Annotated in this window: 17 protein-coding genes; 9 read left to right on the forward strand and 8 right to left on the reverse strand. The window is 41.8% G+C overall.

Features of this window, described 5'->3' with window-relative positions; all coding sequences use genetic code 11:
- Positions 1 to 85: 85 nt before the first annotated feature.
- Entirely contained in the window at positions 86 to 595 is a 510-nt protein-coding gene (locus DACET_RS15310; RefSeq protein WP_013009847.1) for an NUDIX hydrolase, read from the forward strand.
- On the opposite strand, the gene DACET_RS02545 is transcribed toward DACET_RS15310, so the two are convergent.
- The gene (locus DACET_RS02545; protein WP_013009848.1) at positions 592 to 1,362 is read right to left on the reverse strand and encodes a flagellar brake protein; all 771 of its coding nucleotides are present in this window, start codon (positions 1,360 to 1,362) and stop codon (positions 592 to 594) included. The two genes, DACET_RS15310 and DACET_RS02545, sit on opposite strands and share 4 nt — an antisense overlap.
- A 315-nt stretch (positions 1,363 to 1,677) precedes the next feature.
- Between DACET_RS02545 and DACET_RS02550 the strand changes: the two genes are divergently transcribed.
- Both DACET_RS02550 and DACET_RS02555 read left to right on the forward strand, forming a co-directional pair.
- Entirely contained in the window at positions 1,678 to 2,244 is a 567-nt protein-coding gene (locus tag DACET_RS02550) for a hypothetical protein (RefSeq protein WP_013009849.1), read from the forward strand.
- A gap of 9 nt (positions 2,245 to 2,253) precedes the next feature.
- Entirely contained in the window at positions 2,254 to 3,033 is a 780-nt protein-coding gene (locus tag DACET_RS02555; protein WP_013009850.1) for a hypothetical protein, read from the forward strand.
- A 2-nt stretch (positions 3,034 to 3,035) separates the two neighbouring features.
- On the opposite strand, the gene DACET_RS02560 is transcribed toward DACET_RS02555, so the two are convergent.
- The 4 genes from DACET_RS02560 to trmB all read right to left on the reverse strand — a co-directional run bounded on the left by DACET_RS02560 (position 3,036) and on the right by trmB (position 7,133).
- Positions 3,036 to 4,844 (reverse strand): methyl-accepting chemotaxis protein, encoded by a 1,809-nt coding sequence (locus DACET_RS02560; protein ID WP_013009851.1) that lies wholly within the window; start codon positions 4,842 to 4,844, stop codon positions 3,036 to 3,038.
- Positions 4,845 to 4,952: 108 nt separating this feature from the next.
- Entirely contained in the window at positions 4,953 to 5,210 is a 258-nt protein-coding gene (locus DACET_RS02565; RefSeq protein WP_013009852.1) for an HP0495 family protein, read from the reverse strand.
- A complete protein-coding gene (locus DACET_RS02570) occupies positions 5,203 to 6,441 on the reverse strand; it encodes an NfeD family protein (protein ID WP_013009853.1) in 1,239 nt (412 codons plus the stop codon). The genes DACET_RS02565 and DACET_RS02570 overlap by 8 nt, the downstream gene beginning before the upstream one ends.
- A complete protein-coding gene (gene trmB, locus DACET_RS02575) occupies positions 6,438 to 7,133 on the reverse strand; it encodes a tRNA (guanosine(46)-N7)-methyltransferase TrmB (protein WP_013009854.1) in 696 nt (231 codons plus the stop codon). The genes DACET_RS02570 and trmB overlap by 4 nt, the downstream gene beginning before the upstream one ends.
- Positions 7,134 to 7,258: 125 nt before the next feature.
- On the opposite strand from trmB, the gene rpmB reads away from it, so the two are divergent.
- The gene (gene rpmB, locus DACET_RS02580; RefSeq protein ID WP_013009855.1) at positions 7,259 to 7,447 is read left to right on the forward strand and encodes a 50S ribosomal protein L28; all 189 of its coding nucleotides are present in this window, start codon (positions 7,259 to 7,261) and stop codon (positions 7,445 to 7,447) included.
- 122 nt (positions 7,448 to 7,569) lie between these two features.
- Here the strand turns inward: rpmB and DACET_RS02585 are convergent, their stop codons facing one another.
- Positions 7,570 to 8,517 (reverse strand): hypothetical protein, encoded by a 948-nt coding sequence (locus DACET_RS02585; protein WP_013009856.1) that lies wholly within the window; start codon positions 8,515 to 8,517, stop codon positions 7,570 to 7,572.
- A 116-nt stretch (positions 8,518 to 8,633) separates the two neighbouring features.
- Positions 8,634 to 10,577 carry a methyl-accepting chemotaxis protein gene (locus DACET_RS02590; protein WP_013009857.1) on the reverse strand — a complete coding sequence of 648 codons (1,944 nt, stop codon included), beginning with the start codon at positions 10,575 to 10,577 and terminating at the stop codon, positions 8,634 to 8,636.
- Between the two features lie 142 nt (positions 10,578 to 10,719).
- Here DACET_RS02590 and DACET_RS15315 point away from each other — a divergent pair, with 142 nt between their 5' ends.
- Positions 10,720 to 12,645: an ATP-binding protein gene (locus DACET_RS15315; protein WP_052293491.1), complete on the forward strand. Its 1,926-nt coding sequence runs from the start codon at positions 10,720 to 10,722 to the stop codon at positions 12,643 to 12,645.
- A gap of 12 nt (positions 12,646 to 12,657) precedes the next feature.
- Here the strand turns inward: DACET_RS15315 and DACET_RS02600 are convergent, their stop codons facing one another.
- Positions 12,658 to 13,575 (reverse strand): AEC family transporter, encoded by a 918-nt coding sequence (locus DACET_RS02600; protein WP_013009859.1) that lies wholly within the window; start codon positions 13,573 to 13,575, stop codon positions 12,658 to 12,660.
- 94 nt (positions 13,576 to 13,669) lie between these two features.
- Between DACET_RS02600 and DACET_RS02605 the strand changes: the two genes are divergently transcribed.
- The 4 genes from DACET_RS02605 to DACET_RS02620 all read left to right on the forward strand — a co-directional run bounded on the left by DACET_RS02605 (position 13,670) and on the right by DACET_RS02620 (position 19,384).
- Positions 13,670 to 15,025 (forward strand): ArnT family glycosyltransferase, encoded by a 1,356-nt coding sequence (locus DACET_RS02605; protein WP_013009860.1) that lies wholly within the window; start codon positions 13,670 to 13,672, stop codon positions 15,023 to 15,025.
- A 39-nt stretch (positions 15,026 to 15,064) separates the two neighbouring features.
- A complete protein-coding gene (locus DACET_RS02610) occupies positions 15,065 to 15,325 on the forward strand; it encodes a hypothetical protein (protein WP_013009861.1) in 261 nt (86 codons plus the stop codon).
- Between the two features lie 145 nt (positions 15,326 to 15,470).
- Positions 15,471 to 17,249, forward strand: a complete 1,779-nt coding sequence (recJ, locus tag DACET_RS02615) for a single-stranded-DNA-specific exonuclease RecJ (RefSeq protein WP_013009862.1) — start codon at positions 15,471 to 15,473, stop codon at positions 17,247 to 17,249.
- Entirely contained in the window at positions 17,228 to 19,384 is a 2,157-nt protein-coding gene (locus DACET_RS02620; RefSeq protein ID WP_013009863.1) for a RelA/SpoT family protein, read from the forward strand. The genes recJ and DACET_RS02620 overlap by 22 nt, the downstream gene beginning before the upstream one ends.
- Positions 19,385 to 19,387: the final 3 nt, after the last annotated feature.

The raw sequence follows: 19,387 nt of genomic DNA on the forward strand, positions 1-19,387 counted from the left end.
AAAACATAATAATATGATTTATATGTAGTTGTCATTGAGAACATCTCTGTTAGACTAAAAAGAAACAACTAAGGAGATAGTTATTGTGGGTAAATTTCTTGAACTGGTTACAACAGACTGTGGCTGGGAATATGTTAAGCGTGTCAACTGCCCGGGGGTTGTGCTCGTGATGGTGTATCATACGGACAGACAGGAATATCTGATGGTGGAACAATACCGCCCCCCAGTGGGGTGCAGGGTTCAGGAATGGGCTGCGGGGCTTATTGATAAAGGTGAAACACCAAAGCAGGCGGCTGTACGGGAACTTTACGAAGAGACCGGAGTTAAGGTTACTGAAGACAGGCTCATTGACCTTGGGCGGATATACAGCGGGGTCGGGATGACTGACGAAGAAGTGAATCTTTTTGCTCTGGAAATAGACAACAGCACTATTATAGATGTGCCTGATGTTAAGGGTGCGGAAATAACCCATGAGCTGAAAACGGTGTGGAAGAAAGAGACCGAGCTGTACACCCTTAAAGCTGCTAAAGCACTGTCTGTTCTGGTCAGGTATAAAGCACTTAAGCACAATCCGAGTATATCTTTTCCGGACTAGCCCATGAGTTGTTTAAGTTCGATTTGTCTTTTGAAGACATATTGTATGATCTGGTTGCGTTCAGATTCTTTTTCGATGTTGAACTTGAAGCTGACTTCTGATTTTTCCTGTATACGTTTTGATCTTATACAAGTGCAGCGTACAGCGTATGCTCCCTCTATCTCACTTGAAAGGTCAAGCGCGAACATCTGCTCTTTCTCCATATAAACGTCTGTGATCAGCTTACCGCCGCCGCCGGACAAGTCAACAATCTTGCAATCTATTTTTTTGTGTGGAATCTTCATGTTTCTGTCCGGAACTTTTGAATAGAATATCATAACTTTTGCTGAAATATTTGTGGGTACACGGAAAAACTCTCGCAACTGGTTGCGTGTGATAGTCTTAGGGATGGATATTTCAATAAAGCTGAGGCTCCCTTCTGTGTGTCTGCCGGTAACTTCTGTTTCAAATTCAAATCTGCCTTCACTGCCTGCAAATTCTATTTTGACTTTTGTTCCCGGGAGCATGGGGATAGGAACCCCGTCAGCAGACGGATGTGATATCATAATATGTTTTTTGGTCACGTCTTCTATTCTGGAGTCGTATACTCCGTCATAGCCTTCTTTGTCTGTTGTAATTTTGACTCTGGTGTTAACACCAATGTATTCGGAAAGTTTTTTCCCTTTTTCTTTCATTCCGGTACCGCCCTCGCAAAATAATATCTCAGAAAAATCGGAATCATTACTTTTAAAATCAGATAATTTATTTAAAATCTCAAGTCCGAACATGTCTAAACCCTCATGGTTATACCATTATATCTGTTTTATATGTTATGTGACAGTATCTAATTACTCTCCTGCGCCGGATTTTATGCCGGCAGTCCGGTTGCTTTTATATTTCTCTCCGCTTTACCTTAAAGACGGTGAGCCTGCGGGTATGTCTGACATAAAAACCATATATAATGTACTCGCAAAAAACATGCCTGTATATTATGGTAAATATTTCCATACGTTTAGGTGATTTAGCTAATGCAGGTCTTAATCAGTTATGGTATATGTTCGTACGGGAGTATATTATATACTCATTACATACAGGAGAAATGAATGGAGTGGGAATTTACAGCCACGCAGATTATTGAAGGCGAATACGAAATTTCGCTTACTGACTTTACGAAAAAACTATACTCAAAGACGGCTGAAATGACAGCAATGTCTATTGATGAAGTTGTCAGCCTGGATAATATCATAGACGAGTCTCTTGATCCTCTGGAAGATTATAGGATACAATATTTTATTTGTTATTATAATTTTACGCTTGCACTTGCCACCGGTAGAAGCATAAGACAGTTTAAAGCTCACACTAAAAAACTTGGGATAACAAAAAGCATTAAAAATATGTTTATGGATAAAAAGTTTCTGGCAGAGCTGCAAGACGATTCTGAAGAAACTGTTTTGATATTTATGGCTGTGTTAAAAAGTATTACTTCAGGCCTGATTGAGTCTGGTTCCAGTACGTCACGACTTCCTCAGATGCTTGTTATGCAGCAGCTTAATTCATTTTCATCTGTTATTCCTAACATTATGAAGAATGAAAAAGTCAGAAATATGATTATGCCTATTGAGTTTGAAAATAGTTTTATGAGTGGTAAGCTTATGAGGATATTTAAATAGCGGGGAATAATGGCCAGAGACGTATCAAAAGATATAAAACTGCTTAAAATTTCAGGTAAGGTGACCGACACCAGAACAGTTACAATGGCGTATGTGCTTTTTGAGCTGGACATATTTCGTTCAAACAGTGAAATAACGATCAACTCTTCTATCATACCGATAGTCAAAAACGCTCCGGATGGAGAACCGCTTCTGGAAGATTATAAGCACGAAGGTCCGGGGGCGCAGACAAATATATTTAAAAAAGAAAATAAACTCTCATGCAGTGTTGATTTAATTGCGCATACAATAAGATTCCCTCACCTGAACAGATATAAACTTTCAAAGAATTATCGTGGATACGGTCTTAGCTCGTATGCCATGAACGAGATAGCGACGATACTCAAAAATAATTATCCGGACTTCACTATAGAGCCTATACAGTTTTCATTTACCGAAGCTGATGAGGATGTAGACAGAAGTGCGTTTTTCGGGTTTATGGAGAAATTCGGGTTCTGGTTCAGCTTTGACGGTGACGATAATAACAAGGGAATTCTTAACATTGAGCGTGCTGAAATGCTGAAACTCGCCCTGAGAAAGGACACTATCGTAGAGCTTGAGATCGCTCCATTTATGAAAAGCCTTTTTGCAGACAGGTCAAGACTTCAGGAAGACATAGGACGGATAAAAACAGATTTTAAAGAGAAGAATACAGTCTTTAACCGATTCGAAAAGGATCAGGCTATTACGCTCCTGCTGAACGTAATAGGCATCCTTGTTTTACTTCTGCTTATGGTGCTTTTTCTATAGTTCTAAGCCTGTTTACTGCTTTCGTTTAGCAGAGCCTGTGGATTAAAACCGATTCTTAATGCCCCCCAGTGTTTACCTGCGACCTCAATAGGTATACTTAAGTCGTTGAGAATTTCACCGGTATCTCTTGCATATGTCTGCATTAGGAAAGGCTGAGTATTTTGTGCTGCCCGCAGTCCTGAGTGATCGTTGAAAATCCGCTTATCCCGGCTGTTGCGGGTGTCGTTCTGAGCATCGCCTGTCGGCTTTCTTGAGAATTTTTTGTTGTGAGTCGGTGCATAGCCGTTTATGTCTACGGCAAGTGTGAAAATGCAGCCGTCTATTGCAGTGAGCAGTTTTTCTGATATCTCCTGAAATGCGGACTCTACTTTTGCGTCATATTTAGTTTTATATTTCTGCGGGCTGGTTCCTGCTATCTCAGCATATTGTCTGTCAAAGATATCTACACCCTGCCTGGTAAGTGTAGTCAGCACTTCTTCGTATTGCTTTTTTGTTGTGCATGCTTTTGCGAGTATGTGCTCCATATAGCCTATGCCGATACGGAACTGACTGACATTGTCCTGTATCTCTTCGATACGCTGGTTGAGGCTTCTGGCATTGTCAGTGGTCTCTTCGATTTTTCCTGTAACCTCTCCGGCTAATGAATTAATGATGTTGACATTTTGGAATATCGCAGAGTTGATGTTCGTAAACTCGTCCAGAGAAACGGTAATCTCATTAACACCTTTGCCGGTTTCCTCAAAGTCGTGAACCATGTCTTCAAAGTTTTCTGCTGTGTTGTCCACAACACTTCTTGTCTGTTTGATATAGTCTCCAATTTGCAGTGTCTGGTCTTTTGTATGTCTGACCTGACCTATCATGTCGTTTATGTTGGATGATATTTCCTCTGTCGCTGATTTGACTCTTTCTGCCAGTTTGCGTACTTCGTCTGCTACAACGGCGAACCCTCTGCCTGCTTCACCGGCTCTTGCCGCTTCTATTGCAGCATTGAGGGCAAGTAGGTTTGTCTGGTCTGATATGTCTTCTATAAGGGAAACTATGTCTCTGATGTTTTCTGAATTTCGGGTAAGATCCGAGACTGTACTGTGGAATTCATCCAGCATCGTTGTTATAGAGTCCATGTTGTCGGTGAGAGCGGTCATCTCTTTTTTAGACGATTGGGCGTTCTGAAGGTTTTGGTTTGCTGCATCGCTTATGCTGACAGAGTTTGAGCGTATATTTTCAATAGATTCGTGTGTTTTCGAGCTTGCTTCATATATTTCAGAAGAGAGTTCACTTTGACGTATAACTTCCCCGGAAGCCTGTCTTATACTTAGAACAACCTGTGCAGATTCGACACCTATATTTACACTTAGCATACGAACTTTAAGGAGGATGCGTCTGAGCTTCTCCATGAAAAGGTTATAGTTATGGGAAAGATCACGCATTTCGTCATAAGTCAGGAGAGGCATGTCCTTTGACAGGTCATTTCCGCCTTCACCTATTTCAGCAAATACAGCGGCAATCTTCTTAATGGGGCGTACTATGAGTATGGTAAAAAAGAACATTATAAAAAATAGAGCAGAGAATGTCAGAACCATAAATATCAGGGGCAGCATGAACTGATGTTTAAGCAGTTCGAGAATAGATTCTATGGCTTCTTTGTCCACAGGAAGAGCGTAAAGTGCCTGTGTAATTGTGCTTTTTGTCATTCCAAAGGTGACAAGCGCCCCAAGCTGGAGGACAGCTATGAACATAAGGTTGCCGAAAAGTTTTTTGCTTAAGGTGTTGAAAATATTCTTTTCAAGCCATACGTATATTCTTTTAAACATGTGCAAACCCCAAAAAAAATAATAGTGTTTTATATATAATTATATTTAATATTTTGGCGTAACGCAATATTAAAAACGTATAGTAAATTATTATAAATATAAAGATAATCAGAGGTGATATTTAAGTCCGTCTATTTTTTTTATAGATGTGTATATCTCTTCTAATTCATCAAAATTATTGATTTCCACTGTAATAGATACAGAAATGTAATTGCCTTTACTGCTGGGCTTTTCCAGAAAAGACTCGACCTCCTTTTCTGAAAAAACAGATTTTACATCACAAATAAACTTTTTGTGATTTTCACCCATAGCCTTAAAAGTGTATATAACAGGAAATTCAAGCATCTCCTTCAGATTTTCAGACATTTTTCTTCTCCACTTTAACTTTCATGCCTTCAACGGCTGTGATTATAACTTTTTCATCCCTGGTAAGTTCCTGATCTGACTGTGCGCCCCATATCTCGCCGTGGACGAAAACATGTCCATGCCCGTCATTCCAGTTCGTTACAGTGGCTTCCAGCCCTTTCAGGCTTTCTTTGCCTGTTGCAGGTTTCCTTCTGAAGTCTCGCAGTAAAAGCCTTCCTATGAGTATCATGATAAAGACGATAAATCCTATCATAGCTACTATCAGCCATATTGAAACTGCTATTCCCATATTGCCCTCGGTTGAAAAGAGCAGATACATCCCTGCGCCGAGACTTGCAATGGAAGCCACGGTTAACAAGCCGAAGCTGGGTACAAATATCTCTGCCGCCAGAAGTCCTATTCCTGCTACTATCAGTAAAAGGGCAATTGAGTTAACGGGAATTATGTTGATCCCCATGAGGAACAGCAGTATCGCAGCAATTCCTACCGCAGCGAATATAAATGTTCCGGGTATTTTAAATTCCAGAAAGATCGCAAGTATCCCTATAAAAAGCAGAAGCACCAGTACATTAGGGTCGCTGAGGAAGAAAGCAACCTTTTGAAGAGGTGTGGCTGTCAGGTGAACTACTTTGCCGGGCTGGAACCCCAGTTTTAAACCCGCCGCTTCTGATACTTCGTCTATTGTATTAGTTACTTGATCCACAAGCCCCAGACTAAGAGCTTCTTTTGCTGTGTAACTCTTTGAGTCAGTTACAGTGCTAACGGCAGATTCTACATCACGTCCTCGCTTTTCTGCGATGGAGCGCATGAAGGCGACTGTGTCGTTTTCAATCTTCTGCGCCATGTGTCCTTCGAGGTCTTTTCCGGTGACGTTAACAGGGTGAGCAGCGCCGATGTTTGTCCCCTCTGCCATGGCGGCATAATGTGAGGCAAGCACGATGAATGTGCCTGCTGAGCCTGCCCTTGCGCCCTGTGGCGAAACAAAGATTATCACAGGGGTGTCTGACTCCAGTAGCACCTGAACTATCCCCCTGGTGGAATCAAGGATGCCTCCGGGGGTATCAAGCTGTATGAGGAGTACTCCGCCGTTTGCTTTTGCCTCTTTGAGGGAGGTTTCAATATATTTTTCTGTATATCCGGTTATTACTCCGTCCACTGTGATCACAAAGATATCCTTTGCCTGCACTGTGAAAGCAGCTGCCATTAGGATTAAAAATAGAAGTTTTTTCATTTCTGCTCCGCAATTTTTCTAAGTCTGAAAAAGTGGACACCAAGCTCCGGAACAAATTTCCGGTAATATTTTGTCGGTATGTAGTCGTCCAGTTCTTTGATATATATAGTATCATACACACTTTCAAGTGCTGCAACAGGTTTTAGGTTTTCAACAATTTCTTCTGCATAGTCTATCTGGTCTGTTGCCATACATAGTGTACCCTCCTGTTTTAGTTTGCGCACCAGAAGCTCAATAAATTCTGTTTTGAGAATCCTGCGTTTCTTATGCTTTTTTTTCGGCCACGGATCAGGGAAATTAACATAAAAATTATCTACGCAGTTATCTTCCAGAATTGAGACAAAAAATGTCGCATCGAAATGCAGCAAACGGATGTTTTTACTTTCAACATGTTTTGCTTTTGTTATTGCTCTGCGGAAGATTTTTTTCATTACTTCAAAGCCGAGGTAGTTCTGATCCTGATTTTTCTTTGCATATTCCGAAAGGAACTCGCCATTGCCTATGCCTATCTCAATGTTGAACGGTTTATCGTTACCGAAAAAGTCTTTGCCTGTAAGCCTTTCGTAGTTTGCGTACTCGCCTCCGTGACTGTATTTTTGAATTTTCTCAGTTTGTGCTTTTATATCTTCTGAAAATATGTAAATATCCTCTTCAAAGCGAAGGTTCAGTTTGATCTTTTCGTTATTAGTCATAATTTCTCCAAAATTCAGCTTTTATTTATATTTATCAAACACGTATAAATATTAAAAAAGTGCTTGATTTAAAAATGGGATTTATGCTAGCATTTTAAGCTCTTGAAATCAAGGAGGTAGGTACGATGGCCAAAAGATGTGAGATCTGCGGTAAAGGCCCGATGTTCGGCCACCAGATAAGCCACGCTCATAATGTAAGCAGAAGGGTTTTCTACCCCAATGTACATAGAATCAGAGTTATCGAATCCGGTGCAGTGGTCCGCAAGAAAGTATGCACTAAGTGCATGAAAGCCGGCAAAGTACAGAAAGCGTAATTATAATATAACTTAAGCTTTTGTATCTTTGGGTATTAGCGGTCGCCTGAGACCTCTGACCCATAAGACCGAGTTTTTTAAGATATGAAAATCAAGCCCGTTTCTGGCGGGCTTTTTTCGTCTTAATTTTTCTTAGACAGTCTGGAAAGTAAGCTTGTAAGGTAATATACCGGAAGCACTATCTCTGTGCCTGCGAATATCGTTGCGAGTAAGGCTAGGAGTCCGGCAGTATATTTGTGTATAATACTTTTGGGGCCGTCATCCAGATTGGTATAGTAAAGCTCGTCGGCACCGTTTCTGAAAGGGAACAGATACTTCTTAACGGCAGTTTTGTTCCCGAACTGTCTTTCCAGTCTGAGCATTTTGGCTACATCACCGCTATCAACAACAAATACAGATGAAAATTGTGATACATCGCTGAAATAAGGGTGTTTAGATATATCTTTACCGCTCATGCAGTGATTTTCACCGCCAAAATAGTTGAATCTCATCCACCCGCCTGTTAGCATCTTCTCTGCAAACTGTGTGAATGAAAGAAGTGAGTCCTCTGATGATATCGACATTGCGAAATAGGGGTCTATGTATATCCAGCTATTTCCGTCAAAGATTTCTGCTCCGTAGTGTATGCCGTTAGACACTAATCTTGCTGTTAGGTCAGCTTCTCCGGCGAGCGTCATAAATATCTGCGCATAGTCTTTTGCACATCCTTCTTTTTTAGCTGCGTTATTTATTTTTTCTGTTATAGTTTTTCCGGTTTGGCAGATACCGTCACCCATAAGGCTGAATGACTTTACGAGGTAAACAGCCCTTTCGTAAGGGGGGAGCGCTTTGGATTTGCTAATGGTTTCTCTTGTCAGATATGTGTTGCTATATATGTCTTCTGATGTCGGTGTGTATGGATGGTAATCTTCTTTGGGGGAGCTGGCGAATCTTTCCGGAGCCACTTTCTTGCCGTATATTATTTCCGCAGCAGACTGCATTAAAATATCACTTTTTGATGTGAAAACTACCGCCATAAGTAATACTATGTTCATCATTATGAAAGTTGCTATAAATTTATCGAATTTCATTGAGCCCTCATTTTAGTAGACTAAAGACAAATATATACTGATAAGCTGTATTTTACAAATGTATTGGGTAAAAAGAGAGGGCATACGACTTTGATGCCATATGCCCTTTATTGGAACTATCTTGTTTTGAATACTTCGACGGCAGTGTTCATTTGTTCTGCCTGTCTGCTGAGATCATCTATGGTCATTGTTATTTCCCGTACGGATGCTGCACTTTGTTCCAGACCTGAAGATACTGCCTGCACACTGTCGTTAACATTATCAATTGCCTGATTTTGTTCGGAAACAGAGGCATCTATAAGATTATTTGCACTTACAACCTCATCTATGGCTTCTACAATATTATTGAACACGTCAACTGTTGCCTGAAGAGCCTTAACGCCTTGTTCAACCTCTTTCTCTGCTTTATTCATATTTCTGGAGGCGATCCCTGTTTCTGACTGAAGAGTTTCTATTATAGTCTCAATCTCAGAGATGGCAGATTGTGTGCGTTCTGCCAGTTTCCTTACTTCATCCGCCACAACGGCAAAACCTCTTCCAGCCTCGCCGGCTCTGGCAGCTTCGATTGCAGCATTCAGTGCGAGCAGGTTTGTCTGGTCTGCGATATCGTTGATTGTGATGAGGATTTCGCTTATTTCATGTGAAGATTTGGATAAGTTGTCTATTGTGTCAGAAAGCTGAACAGAAGAAGTTTTGATAGCTTCTATACTGCTGTTAGTTTCTTTCAGGCGGATTACTCCTTCGTCTGCTTTATCTTTTGCTCCGTCACTTTTTTCTATGATGTGTCTGAGGTTTTCCAGAACATTTATAGAGGAAGCTGCCATCTCTTCCATAGCGCTTGCGATAGTGCTTATCTGTGATGTCTGGTCAGACAGAGTTACATCCAGCTGTTCGCTTGCGCTGGAAAGTTCTATACTTCCCGATGCAACACTTTCAGAGCTGGTGCGTATGCTTTTGGCTATGGCGGTGAGGTTATCCACCATCTTTACCATAGAGGCGTAAAGCCCTGTTGCATTATCTTTATCTTTTATATCCATGTCAAGCTTGCCTTCTGCAATCATCTCAGCAAGCCTGCTCATGTCCTGTGGTTCCCCGCCAAGAGGAGCCATTACACTTTTTTTAATAAAGAAGGCGAACATGACGGCGATAATTAGACCTATTCCGGAAATAGCCATAGTTATTCTTTTTAAAAGTTGTGTCTTCGCTTGCATCTCAGGTCCAAGAGTGTCCTGCTCGGCTTTGACAGAAAGTGTAACATCTTCTGCCAGCTTACCTATCTGCGGTCCAAGTTTGTATAGTTTGTCATTTACTATGTCGTTGCGTACTTTTACAAAATTTTCTATGTCATCAATAATTTTGACGTACAGCTTTCTTGCTTCAATAAAATCATTCAAAAGTGCTTTACGTGTGGGGTTCTGAATGTTGCGTATCGTGTCGGGCAGAAGCTCGTTTATGCTCTGGTTTATTTCTGTCCGTGCAGTTTCGAGATCTTGCTCTGAGTTACTTTTAGTGTATTGAAGTATATAATATCTGGAAAGAAGCACGTGCTCCTGGATACTTCCGGCATAAAAAGCTGCGTCAGGGTCGCCGTCTTTATAAGCCGACTGAGTGATCTCTGTGAGGTTTTTCCTCATTCTGATACCGGTTTCCTGCAGGTTTCCAAGCTCTGCATTTCTCTTATGAATTATATCAACTACATCTGCGAAATAATTTTCGTAGTCATTCAGATGATTTTCTAGAGTATCAATTGCTTTCGCTCTTGCCGGTTCCTGTATCTCTTCCTGTGCCTGATCGAGAAAATCGTTCATCTTTCCTACATATTCGTTAAAGCCCGCCAGGTCATTGTCACGATTGGTAAGCAGAAAGCTCATTACGTTCATTCTGACCATCAGCATATTTGCCTGGAGCCTTCCGGCAAGGTTTGTGTCCATTGCAAGCTGACGATAACTTTTAAATCCAGAAGATGAATAAGCAGATTCAAAGATTGAAGAAGCGGATATGGTCAGTATTATTGCAATTACCACTGAGAACCCAATAATTATAAGCTTGGAAATTTTCATTATAATCCTCTTTCATGTAAAATAAGTTTACGTAGTGTTGTGTTTGTCTGTAAGACAAAGATAGCTTGCTTATCTAAATATGCAATAATTTTTATCAAATATCTACCAAGATGCAGTAGGAAAATTGTGGTATAAAGAGAGTATGGAAAGAGGGCTGTCCAATAAGCTGGCTTCAGAACTAAAAAAACATCTTGGTAATAACGAAGACTGGCTCATTAAACGAATTTTATATTATGCAAAAAAGCAAGGTTATACCGCATACACTTCCACCCTTGAAGAGGCGTGGAGGGCTTCAATTGTCGGTCTTAGTACCCCCCTGCTTAATACTCCGTCCACATCCTTCTGGCTACAGGAGCTACATCCTCATTCCGATTTTCCGAGCGATCCTTATGCCCAGTTCGGTGTTATGGAAGCTAAAAAACACAGGGAACGGGGGATAGACCTGATAATGTTTCTTGGGCTTTTCAAATATTACCGGCAAACATATGAAGACCTGCTTTTCAAAGTTGATATGGACATGGACGACATTAAGAGCTGCCGTACTTTTCTGAAAAGGTATTTCGACAGGGTAGAGCTTGGCTTTATCGATGGATGGATGAAGCTCGGCGGTGATACCATTAACCATGAGATGACAGAGGCTAACAGGCAGCTTACAAATGAGAAGTCTTTGTATCTGACTACTCTGGAAAGCCTTAAGCAGCCGCTTATCGTTACGGATGACAACGGAGCAGTGAAGCTTATGAATCAGGCAGCGGCAGAGCTGTTTGCAGGTCATTCCGCACCAGGTGCAGTGTATTACGGCGGCCAGAAGGTTAATATCTCTCCTGTTATAGAGAAGAATATTAAACTTTTTCTAAAGACGTATAAAGTGTCAGACAGTTACACATTTGTTTATAACAATAAAGTCTTTGATGTTACGTCTACCCGTATGAAAGATGTTAGCGGTAAATTTATCGGTCTTGCCGTTATATTAAACGACATAACAGATAAGAGAAACACAGAAAGCTACCTGAAAGAAAGTGAAGCACTGCGGAAGGCATTTATGGAGGGGATAGATGCTGCTGCACTTGTGCTGGACATGGAAACACAGGAAGTTGTTGATTTTAATACCAGAGTGGAAGATCTTTTTTCTGGGTGCAGTTTTACAGAGGAAGGTCCTGTTTTTTATGAAAATATTGGCGGTGAGCCTCACTCTGTATTCGATCTTGCGGAAAAGTCAGTTAATAATGAAGAACGATATATCGACCTTTGCAGAGAGCATTTTAAACCGGTCAGACTTTTTTCTGTGGAAGTATGGTTTCACAACAAACGTCATAAAATAATGATAATTTTTGATATTTCACGGGAGAAAATGCTGGAGAAAAGAGCTAACCACCTGCAGCATCTTGAAGTTCTGGGGGATATCGCAAGCTCCATTCCTGTTATGATAGGTGCAGCCACGGAGGAGCTGGGGGATACTATCGATGAGCTTCAGAAAGGGCTTGCCGGTGGCGTAGGCTCTGACGTTTTAATAGATAATGTCAAAACAGCAGCAGGGAAGGCATCTGATATCAGTGAAGTTATCACTGCCCTGCATTCCATTGTGCAGTATGAAACAGAGAGTGCGTGTATTGATCTGAATCAGCTTTTGAAAAACTGTATAACCCTTACACGGGACAAGTGGTATCCATATGCCGATGTGCAGACATCATTTGGAAACGGGCAGATTGGGGTTGTATGCTCTCCTGATGAGATGGGACAGGTTTTTCTGAATCTGCTTGTGAATGCTGCCTATGCAGTGCGCAAGAAGTATGAGACAGACAGTGGCAGAGGTTCTATTATTATATCGAGCAGATATACTGGTACGTTTTTCGAGGCAAAGATAAGTGACTCGGGCATAGGCATAAAGAAAAAAGACTACAAGCGTGTTTTTGATCAGGGATTTTCTACAAAAGAGGTTGGCAGTGTCACAGGGAATGGACTTGCCATAGTGTACGATATCGTGGTGAAAAGACACAAAGGGACTATTGAATTTAAAAGTGCAGAAGGGAGGGGGACTGAGTTTACTCTCCGGATTCCCGTTGATTAGGTATGATGTATTTTAAACTCCCAACAGAAACAGCCAGAAGGTGAAAGTAAAGATAGACAGCAGTGTTGATATAACTATCGTACTTCCGGCAAGCGGCGCATCACCCTGCATCTGAGAGGCAAGAACATAATTCACAGTAGCAGTCGGCGCAGACAGCATTATAACGAGTGTTTTTGATGTGATAGAAAATTCCATTCCGAACAAATGGAGCAGTGCAAACGCCAGAAAAGGCATCACAAGTAATTTCATCGATGACGCCAGCATAGAGGGCATCAACTCTCCTTTCATCTGTGCACGGCTCATGCTCCCCCCCACACAAAAGAGAGCAAGTGGCAGTGTCACTCCGCTGACAATCTGAAGAGACCTTTCTATGAAAACAGGAAAACCTATAGAGAACCATGACGCGGCAATGCCCAGCAGACAGGCTATTGCAAGTGGGTTAAGCAGTGTGTTCCTGAGGAACGGTTTGAATGATCTGCCCGTTGTCATGGATATGCTGAGAGCCACGACGGACATAAAGTTGACCATAGGCACAACAAATGCCATCAGAACAGAAGCGACCACAAGTCCCTGATCACCGTATGCATATGCGCTTACGGGTAGTCCCATATACGCATAGTTAGCACGAAATGAATTCATGGCAAAAGTGCCGGAGGAATTGCCAAGCCCTGTTGTTTTAGCAAGGATAAATGATATGGCGAACATAAGCATTATTGCGCATATCATAACCACAAGATGGCTTATGCTGAATACTGAACGCAGGTCGGCATGGGATATTTTGTAAAACAATAGAACAGGCAGACAGACATTGAATATCAGCCTGTTTGCTGTTGTGATGAAGTCTCCGTCAATAAGGTTAATCCGCTTTATGAACCAGCCCAGGGACAGGACTATGAACACAGGGAGAATAATTTGTAAAATTTGTACCATTTTTCTTATCTTTTATTATAATAGCGCAGTTGTTGATGCATTATACTTAAAAAATTAATTTGTATCACTAAAACTTTATATAAAGGTGACGCTTATGAGGTTTAATAAAGGTTTCTGGTGGCTTATGCTGCTTGTAACATCACTATTCGGCGCCCATATGGTAAACACTGACCTTCGTGGCGACAGTATGAACTATGCAGCTATTTCTAACAATATTCTGCATGGAAATAATCCTTTGATACTGACTTTGAACGATAACCTTTATATGAATAAACCGCCGTTGTTTTTCTGGGTGAATGCTTTGTTTATAAAGTTTTTCGGTGCGACGCCATTTAGTGTGAAGCTTTCTACTCTCCTTGCCGCTCTTGCTGTAACATTTTTCCTTTATAAAATTATAAAAGAGATATTAAAAGATGAACGTTCTGCGGTCATAGCACCATTTTTATTTTTTACGACATACATAGTTTATAAAAATACTCACATGTTAAAGCTTGAGACTTTTGTCAGCGCATTTATGCTGGGAGCGGTATATTTTTATTTAAGGTTTATTAAGGATAAAGGCAGTTTGAATCTTATTCTTGTTAGTATCTTTTCGGGGCTGGCAGTTTTTTCCAAAGGGGCTTTGGGAGTTGTGCCTGTTGCAGCTATGTTTGTATTTCCTGTTTTCTGCAAAAACCTGCTTACATTTAGTTATTACTCAAAAATGTTGCTGGTGGCAGTACTGACAGTTGTTATCCCCGGGTGGTGGTTTTGGTATATTATAGGGCAGACCCCTTTTTTTGAAACCTTCTTTATCAGTCAGATGCTTGACAGGGTTGGAGATAATGCCATCAGTATGAGTGGTACAACCTATTTTCGAAGACCTGTGTGGGCATATCTGATTTATATCCTTAAATACGGTGGTCTTTTTATTGTTCTGTTTCCCTATGGTCTTTACAGGCTTAAAAAGGACGGTAAGATAAATACTGGTGTTAAATTTATGCTGACACTTGCAGTGATGTATACGGTTGTAATTCACTTTATTACGACAAGAGAACAGAGATATCTTTATCAGTTTTATATGTTTTTCTGGTTTGCCGGTGCTTATGGTGTTTCTGTACTGATAAAGAAGAATTATACGCCGTTTTTGAAATATGTATCCATAGGGCTTCTGCTGTTTCTGGTAATTTATCCCGGGGATCTTAACTGGAGCACATATGGTGTGCTTATGGATGTTAACCGTATAGCAGAGAAAAACGATATTAAAGTTGTGGCAAGGGAACCAAACCTTACGGATAAATCAGATAAGGCGGCTATGAGTTTTTATCTGCGGGGTTATTCTTCCAGTCCGGCAGGACTAGAGAGATGGATAGAAGTTACTGATAAACACCATAGACTTAATGACGGCGACCTTTTGTATTCCACACGCAGGATACTTGTTTATCTTATGAGGTCAGAAGGTGCCAACTAAATATTGTTATTGTGCGTAATATGATGTATAAGACGAGCTATGAAATATAAAGATTTTACAAAATACTTCGGCGGACAGTACATGCGTTACTGGTACATCGCCTTTGCAGTGGTTATTATATGGTTTACTGTGAATATGGTGAACAACGGTGCAGTTTCAAGCTATGAGCTGACAGCATATGATAATGCGGGCAATGTTGTCGGAACGAAGGTTGTTAATGGCGATACAATGAGTGCTCCCGAGAGACTGCCGATAACCAAATCCTATAAACCTCTGAAACCGATCGGGATACTGGACTAAAGCAATCTGACTGCATTTCCGGTGATCTAACTTCTCTTCTGTAGCTTTAAATAAGATAATAAAAGTCTGTGAAATCGGAAAAGTTCTTGATTTCCAGTGATTTTGGATTAATAATCAGTATGGCAGAGGAGCTATAGGTACTGTTATGTCAGAGATCAGCTATAAAAGTCTGAGGTACAAATGGATATACAGAAAGCCTGAATGCAGCGACATTTCAGAGCTCGCAGATGAGCTGGGGATGCCGGTGTGCATAACTGAGGCTTTGTATAAGCGTGAACTTTTTAATGCTGATGTCCTTGATGCCTATTTCAAAACCCCTCTGAAGGGGATCTCTTCCCCCTTTCTTATAAAAGATATGGAAAAAGCCGCAGCAGCGATTGCGGAGTCTATTAAAAATAATACAAAAATATGCATATACGGTGACTATGACGTTGACGGTGTCACGTCAGTTGCGCTTATGTTTCTCTTTCTGAAAGAAGTGGGAGCGGATGTAACTTACTATATCCCCAACAGGCTGCAAGAGGGCTATGGACTGAACAAAACAGCAATAAAAGATATAGCGGAAGCCGGGAGCAGGCTTATAATAACTGTAGACTGTGGCATAAATGCCATGGAAGAAGTGCAGTATGCTGTTTCCATGGGGGTGGAGGTTATAATAACTGATCATCACCAGCCTTCCGAAAGTATCCCTGAGGGTGCTGCCGCAGTAGTAAACCCAATGAGAGAAGACGACACCAGCGCCTTTAAGGGGTTGTCCGGTGTGGGAGTTGCCTTTAAACTTGTTATGGCACTCCGCTACAAGCTGAATGAGTCCGGACGATTCAAAGGTAAGATACCAAACATCAAAAAATATCTCGATCTGGTCACGCTTGGCACTATTGCAGACGTTGTGCCTCTTGTTGGCGAAAACAGAATTATCGTCAGGCACGGACTGGAGATATTATCAGGAAAGAACTGCCGTCCCGGTCTACGTGAGCTTAAACGTGTGGCGGGGATAGACGGGCAGAAGGTTACCACAACCCATGTCGGATTTGGTCTTGCCCCACGGATAAACGCTGTCGGGCGTATGGGGGCATCGGATAAAGGGCTCAGGCTTCTGATTACAAACGACAGGGAACAATCTTTGTATCTGGCAGAGGAGCTGGACAAAGAGAACAAATCCCGTCAGGACATAGAAAGGCATATAATAGAAGAATCCTTTAAGCGGGTTGAGAAAAATAAGCTCCACGAAAAATATAAAGGACTTGTGCTGTACTCTGAGGAGTGGCATCAGGGTGTAATAGGGATTGTTGCATCCCGTCTGGTCGAAAAGTATAATCTGCCTGCGATAGTGCTGACTTTCGAAGATGGTGTTGGCAAAGGTTCCGGACGGAGCATTCCGTCTTTCGACCTTTACAAGGGGCTGGAGCAGATGCAGGACATCCTTTTGTCTTTCGGAGGGCATAAATATGCCGCCGGGCTGAGGATAGAGGAACAGCACATCACAAGCCTTCAGAAGCGTTTTCATAAGGCGGTTGAAGACCTGCTAGAGCCAAAGGATTTCGTTGCCGAGCTGAAAATTGATGCGCTCATGGAACCCTCTGATGTCAGCTCAGAGCTGATGAAGTGGCTGGGGCGCATGGAGCCTTACGGTGCGGGGAACAGAGAGCCTGTTTTCTGTATGCGCGGAGTTAATAAGCATCAGGAGCCCGTTTTTGTGGGCAGAGAAAGTATGCATCTGAAGATATTTCTGGAAAAAAACGGAAAGGTCTTTGACTGCATAGGTTATAACATGAAAGCATACAAGGATGTTGTGTACGGAAACGAAAGTTTTGATATAGTTTTTTCTCCAGCGGCGACAGGCTATTATCACGGGCGTTACACACAGCTTGTTTTAAAAGATATAAAACCGGCGGATGGTGAATGGGAAACAGAGAAAGAATAGTCCGTTTGATGGACATACAGGACAGATTGATAAAAAACGGCATAAAAGACGGGTTCGACCGTGTGCATACCGCATACGTATATGCCGCCCAGAAGCATAGAGGACAGCTGCGGAAAAGTGGTGAGCCTTACCTCTCGCACCCTTTGAATGTCGCTTACATACTCGCTCAGATGAATATGGACGTAGATACTGTTGTGGGCGGGCTTCTTCATGATACAGTCGAAGACACAGATGCAACATTCGATGAGATATCAAAGCTTTTCGGCGAAGATGTTGCGTTCATCGTGGACGGTGTCACAAAAATAGGAAAGATAGAGTTTAAATCTCAGCAGGAGAAACAGGCGGAAAACTTCCGTAAGATGCTTATATCCATGTCAAAAGATGTACGTGTTATCCTCATTAAGCTTGCAGACAGGCTGCATAATATGCGTACTCTGGACTATCTACACGATGAGAAAAAACGAAGAATAGCAAGGGAAACCATGGACATCTATGCACCTATGGCACACAGGATGGGGATTGCGTGGATAAAATGGGAGCTCGAAGACAGGTGTTTCCACATCCTTGAGCCTGATGAATATTACGATATATACGAAAAAGTTAAGCTCAAACGCGGCGAGCGCGAGGAGTTGCTGATTAATGTCCGCGAAAAAGTCGTGGAGGAGCTCCAGAAGCACAATATAAAAGCTAGTGTCACAGGCAGACCGAAGCACTTCTTTTCAATCTATAATAAGATGAAAAAGAAGAAAGTAAGTTTTGAAGAGATATACGATCTGCTGGCTCTCCGTGTGCTGGTTGACGATGTTGCCACATGCTACGCTGTGATGGGGATTCTTCACAATATCTGGAACCCTATTCAGCACAGATTTAAAGACTATATTGCCATGCAGAAGACAAATCTTTATCAGTCGCTGCACACTACTATCATTACCAAAAAAGGCGTGACAGTGGAGTTTCAGATAAGAACACACGAGATGCACAAAGTTGCGGAAGAGGGTATTGCAGCGCACTGGAAATATAAAGAGGGGAAGGTCTTTGACCCGCAGGAAGATAAGACTTTTACATGGCTTCGCCAGCTTCTGGAACAGCACGAACTGCAAAAACCGGAAGACCTTGTTGAAGCTTTGAAAGAGGATGTTCTGCCGACTCAGATATATGTTTTCACCCCGAACGGTGATGTTATGGAGCTTCCGGTAGGCTCGACACCTGTTGACTTTGCATACAGCATCCATACAGAGGTCGGACATAAATGTAAAGGTGCCAAAGTTGACGGGCGTATAGTTCCTCTGAAATATAAGCTGCGTAACGGTGACCGTATTTCCATTATCACAGGGGAAGACCATAAACCCAGCCGTGACTGGCTGAACTTTGTTAAAACCAGCCGGGCGAAAACCCGTATCCGTGCTGCATTAAGGAAGATTGATGCTGATTTCAGCCGTACCGTTGGGTTCGAGCTTCTGGATAAGGAGTTCAAAGCGGAAAACCTTGAAGTGCGTGAAATTTTCAATAAACCTGAAAATATTAAGAAAGTCCTAGAGAAGTATAAACTATCTGATGAGGATGACATATATGCAACCGTAGGTTTCGGACGTATCTCTCCTAAGCAGATTGTACATATATTTTCCGAAGTGAAGGAGCTTAAGCCGGAAGACCTTTCAAAACCTGCACCGGTTCAGACACGCAAGAAATCAAGTAATCCCTTTATTATCGAGGGTATAGATGATGTTCTTGTTAAAATAGCAAAATGCTGCTCCCCTCTGCCCGGAGAAGATGTTGTGGGATATATCAGCCGTGGGCGGGGGATAGTCGTACACAGCACAACCTGTCAGAACCTGAAAAATACTGTTTTCAGCAATGAGCGCCTTGTGGACGTGCAGTGGGATGACAAAAAGAACTACAAAATGCCTGTCAAAATCCACGCCAATATAGAGGACAGAACGGGTATGCTGAATTCCCTGACAACGGTACTGAAAGATATGGGGCTCAATATTCTGGAGCTTTCATCCAAACGTGATAAAGACGGAACTGCCCATCTTGATTTTTCTATTGAAGTGAAAAATAAAAATGAGCTTGAAAGCGTAATGCGGAAGCTGAAAACCATTGAGGGTATGCTGAATGTTATGTCTAAATCATAATGT

Source organism: Denitrovibrio acetiphilus DSM 12809 (genome assembly GCF_000025725.1).
GTDB lineage: Bacteria > Chrysiogenota > Deferribacteres > Deferribacterales > Geovibrionaceae > Denitrovibrio > Denitrovibrio acetiphilus.

Coding starts and splice junctions, on each gene's coding strand:
- DACET_RS02590 (WP_013009857.1), bottom strand. CDS start 10,577: ATGAAAATTTCCAAGCTTATAATTATTGGGTTCTCAGTGGTAATTGCA.
- DACET_RS02565 (WP_013009852.1), bottom strand. CDS start 5,210: ATGTCTGAAAATCTGAAGGAGATGCTTGAATTTCCTGTTATATACACT.
- DACET_RS02605 (WP_013009860.1), top strand. CDS start 13,670: ATGAGGTTTAATAAAGGTTTCTGGTGGCTTATGCTGCTTGTAACATCA.
- DACET_RS02600 (WP_013009859.1), bottom strand. CDS start 13,575: ATGGTACAAATTTTACAAATTATTCTCCCTGTGTTCATAGTCCTGTCC.
- recJ (WP_013009862.1), top strand. CDS start 15,471: ATGTCAGAGATCAGCTATAAAAGTCTGAGGTACAAATGGATATACAGA.
- DACET_RS02620 (WP_013009863.1), top strand. CDS start 17,228: ATGGGAAACAGAGAAAGAATAGTCCGTTTGATGGACATACAGGACAGA.
- DACET_RS02545 (WP_013009848.1), bottom strand. CDS start 1,362: ATGTTCGGACTTGAGATTTTAAATAAATTATCTGATTTTAAAAGTAAT.
- DACET_RS02585 (WP_013009856.1), bottom strand. CDS start 8,517: ATGAAATTCGATAAATTTATAGCAACTTTCATAATGATGAACATAGTA.
- trmB (WP_013009854.1), bottom strand. CDS start 7,133: ATGACTAATAACGAAAAGATCAAACTGAACCTTCGCTTTGAAGAGGAT.
- rpmB (WP_013009855.1), top strand. CDS start 7,259: ATGGCCAAAAGATGTGAGATCTGCGGTAAAGGCCCGATGTTCGGCCAC.
- DACET_RS02610 (WP_013009861.1), top strand. CDS start 15,065: ATGAAATATAAAGATTTTACAAAATACTTCGGCGGACAGTACATGCGT.
- DACET_RS02550 (WP_013009849.1), top strand. CDS start 1,678: ATGGAGTGGGAATTTACAGCCACGCAGATTATTGAAGGCGAATACGAA.
- DACET_RS15315 (WP_052293491.1), top strand. CDS start 10,720: ATGGAAAGAGGGCTGTCCAATAAGCTGGCTTCAGAACTAAAAAAACAT.
- DACET_RS02555 (WP_013009850.1), top strand. CDS start 2,254: ATGGCCAGAGACGTATCAAAAGATATAAAACTGCTTAAAATTTCAGGT.
- DACET_RS02560 (WP_013009851.1), bottom strand. CDS start 4,844: ATGTTTAAAAGAATATACGTATGGCTTGAAAAGAATATTTTCAACACC.
- DACET_RS02570 (WP_013009853.1), bottom strand. CDS start 6,441: ATGAAAAAACTTCTATTTTTAATCCTAATGGCAGCTGCTTTCACAGTG.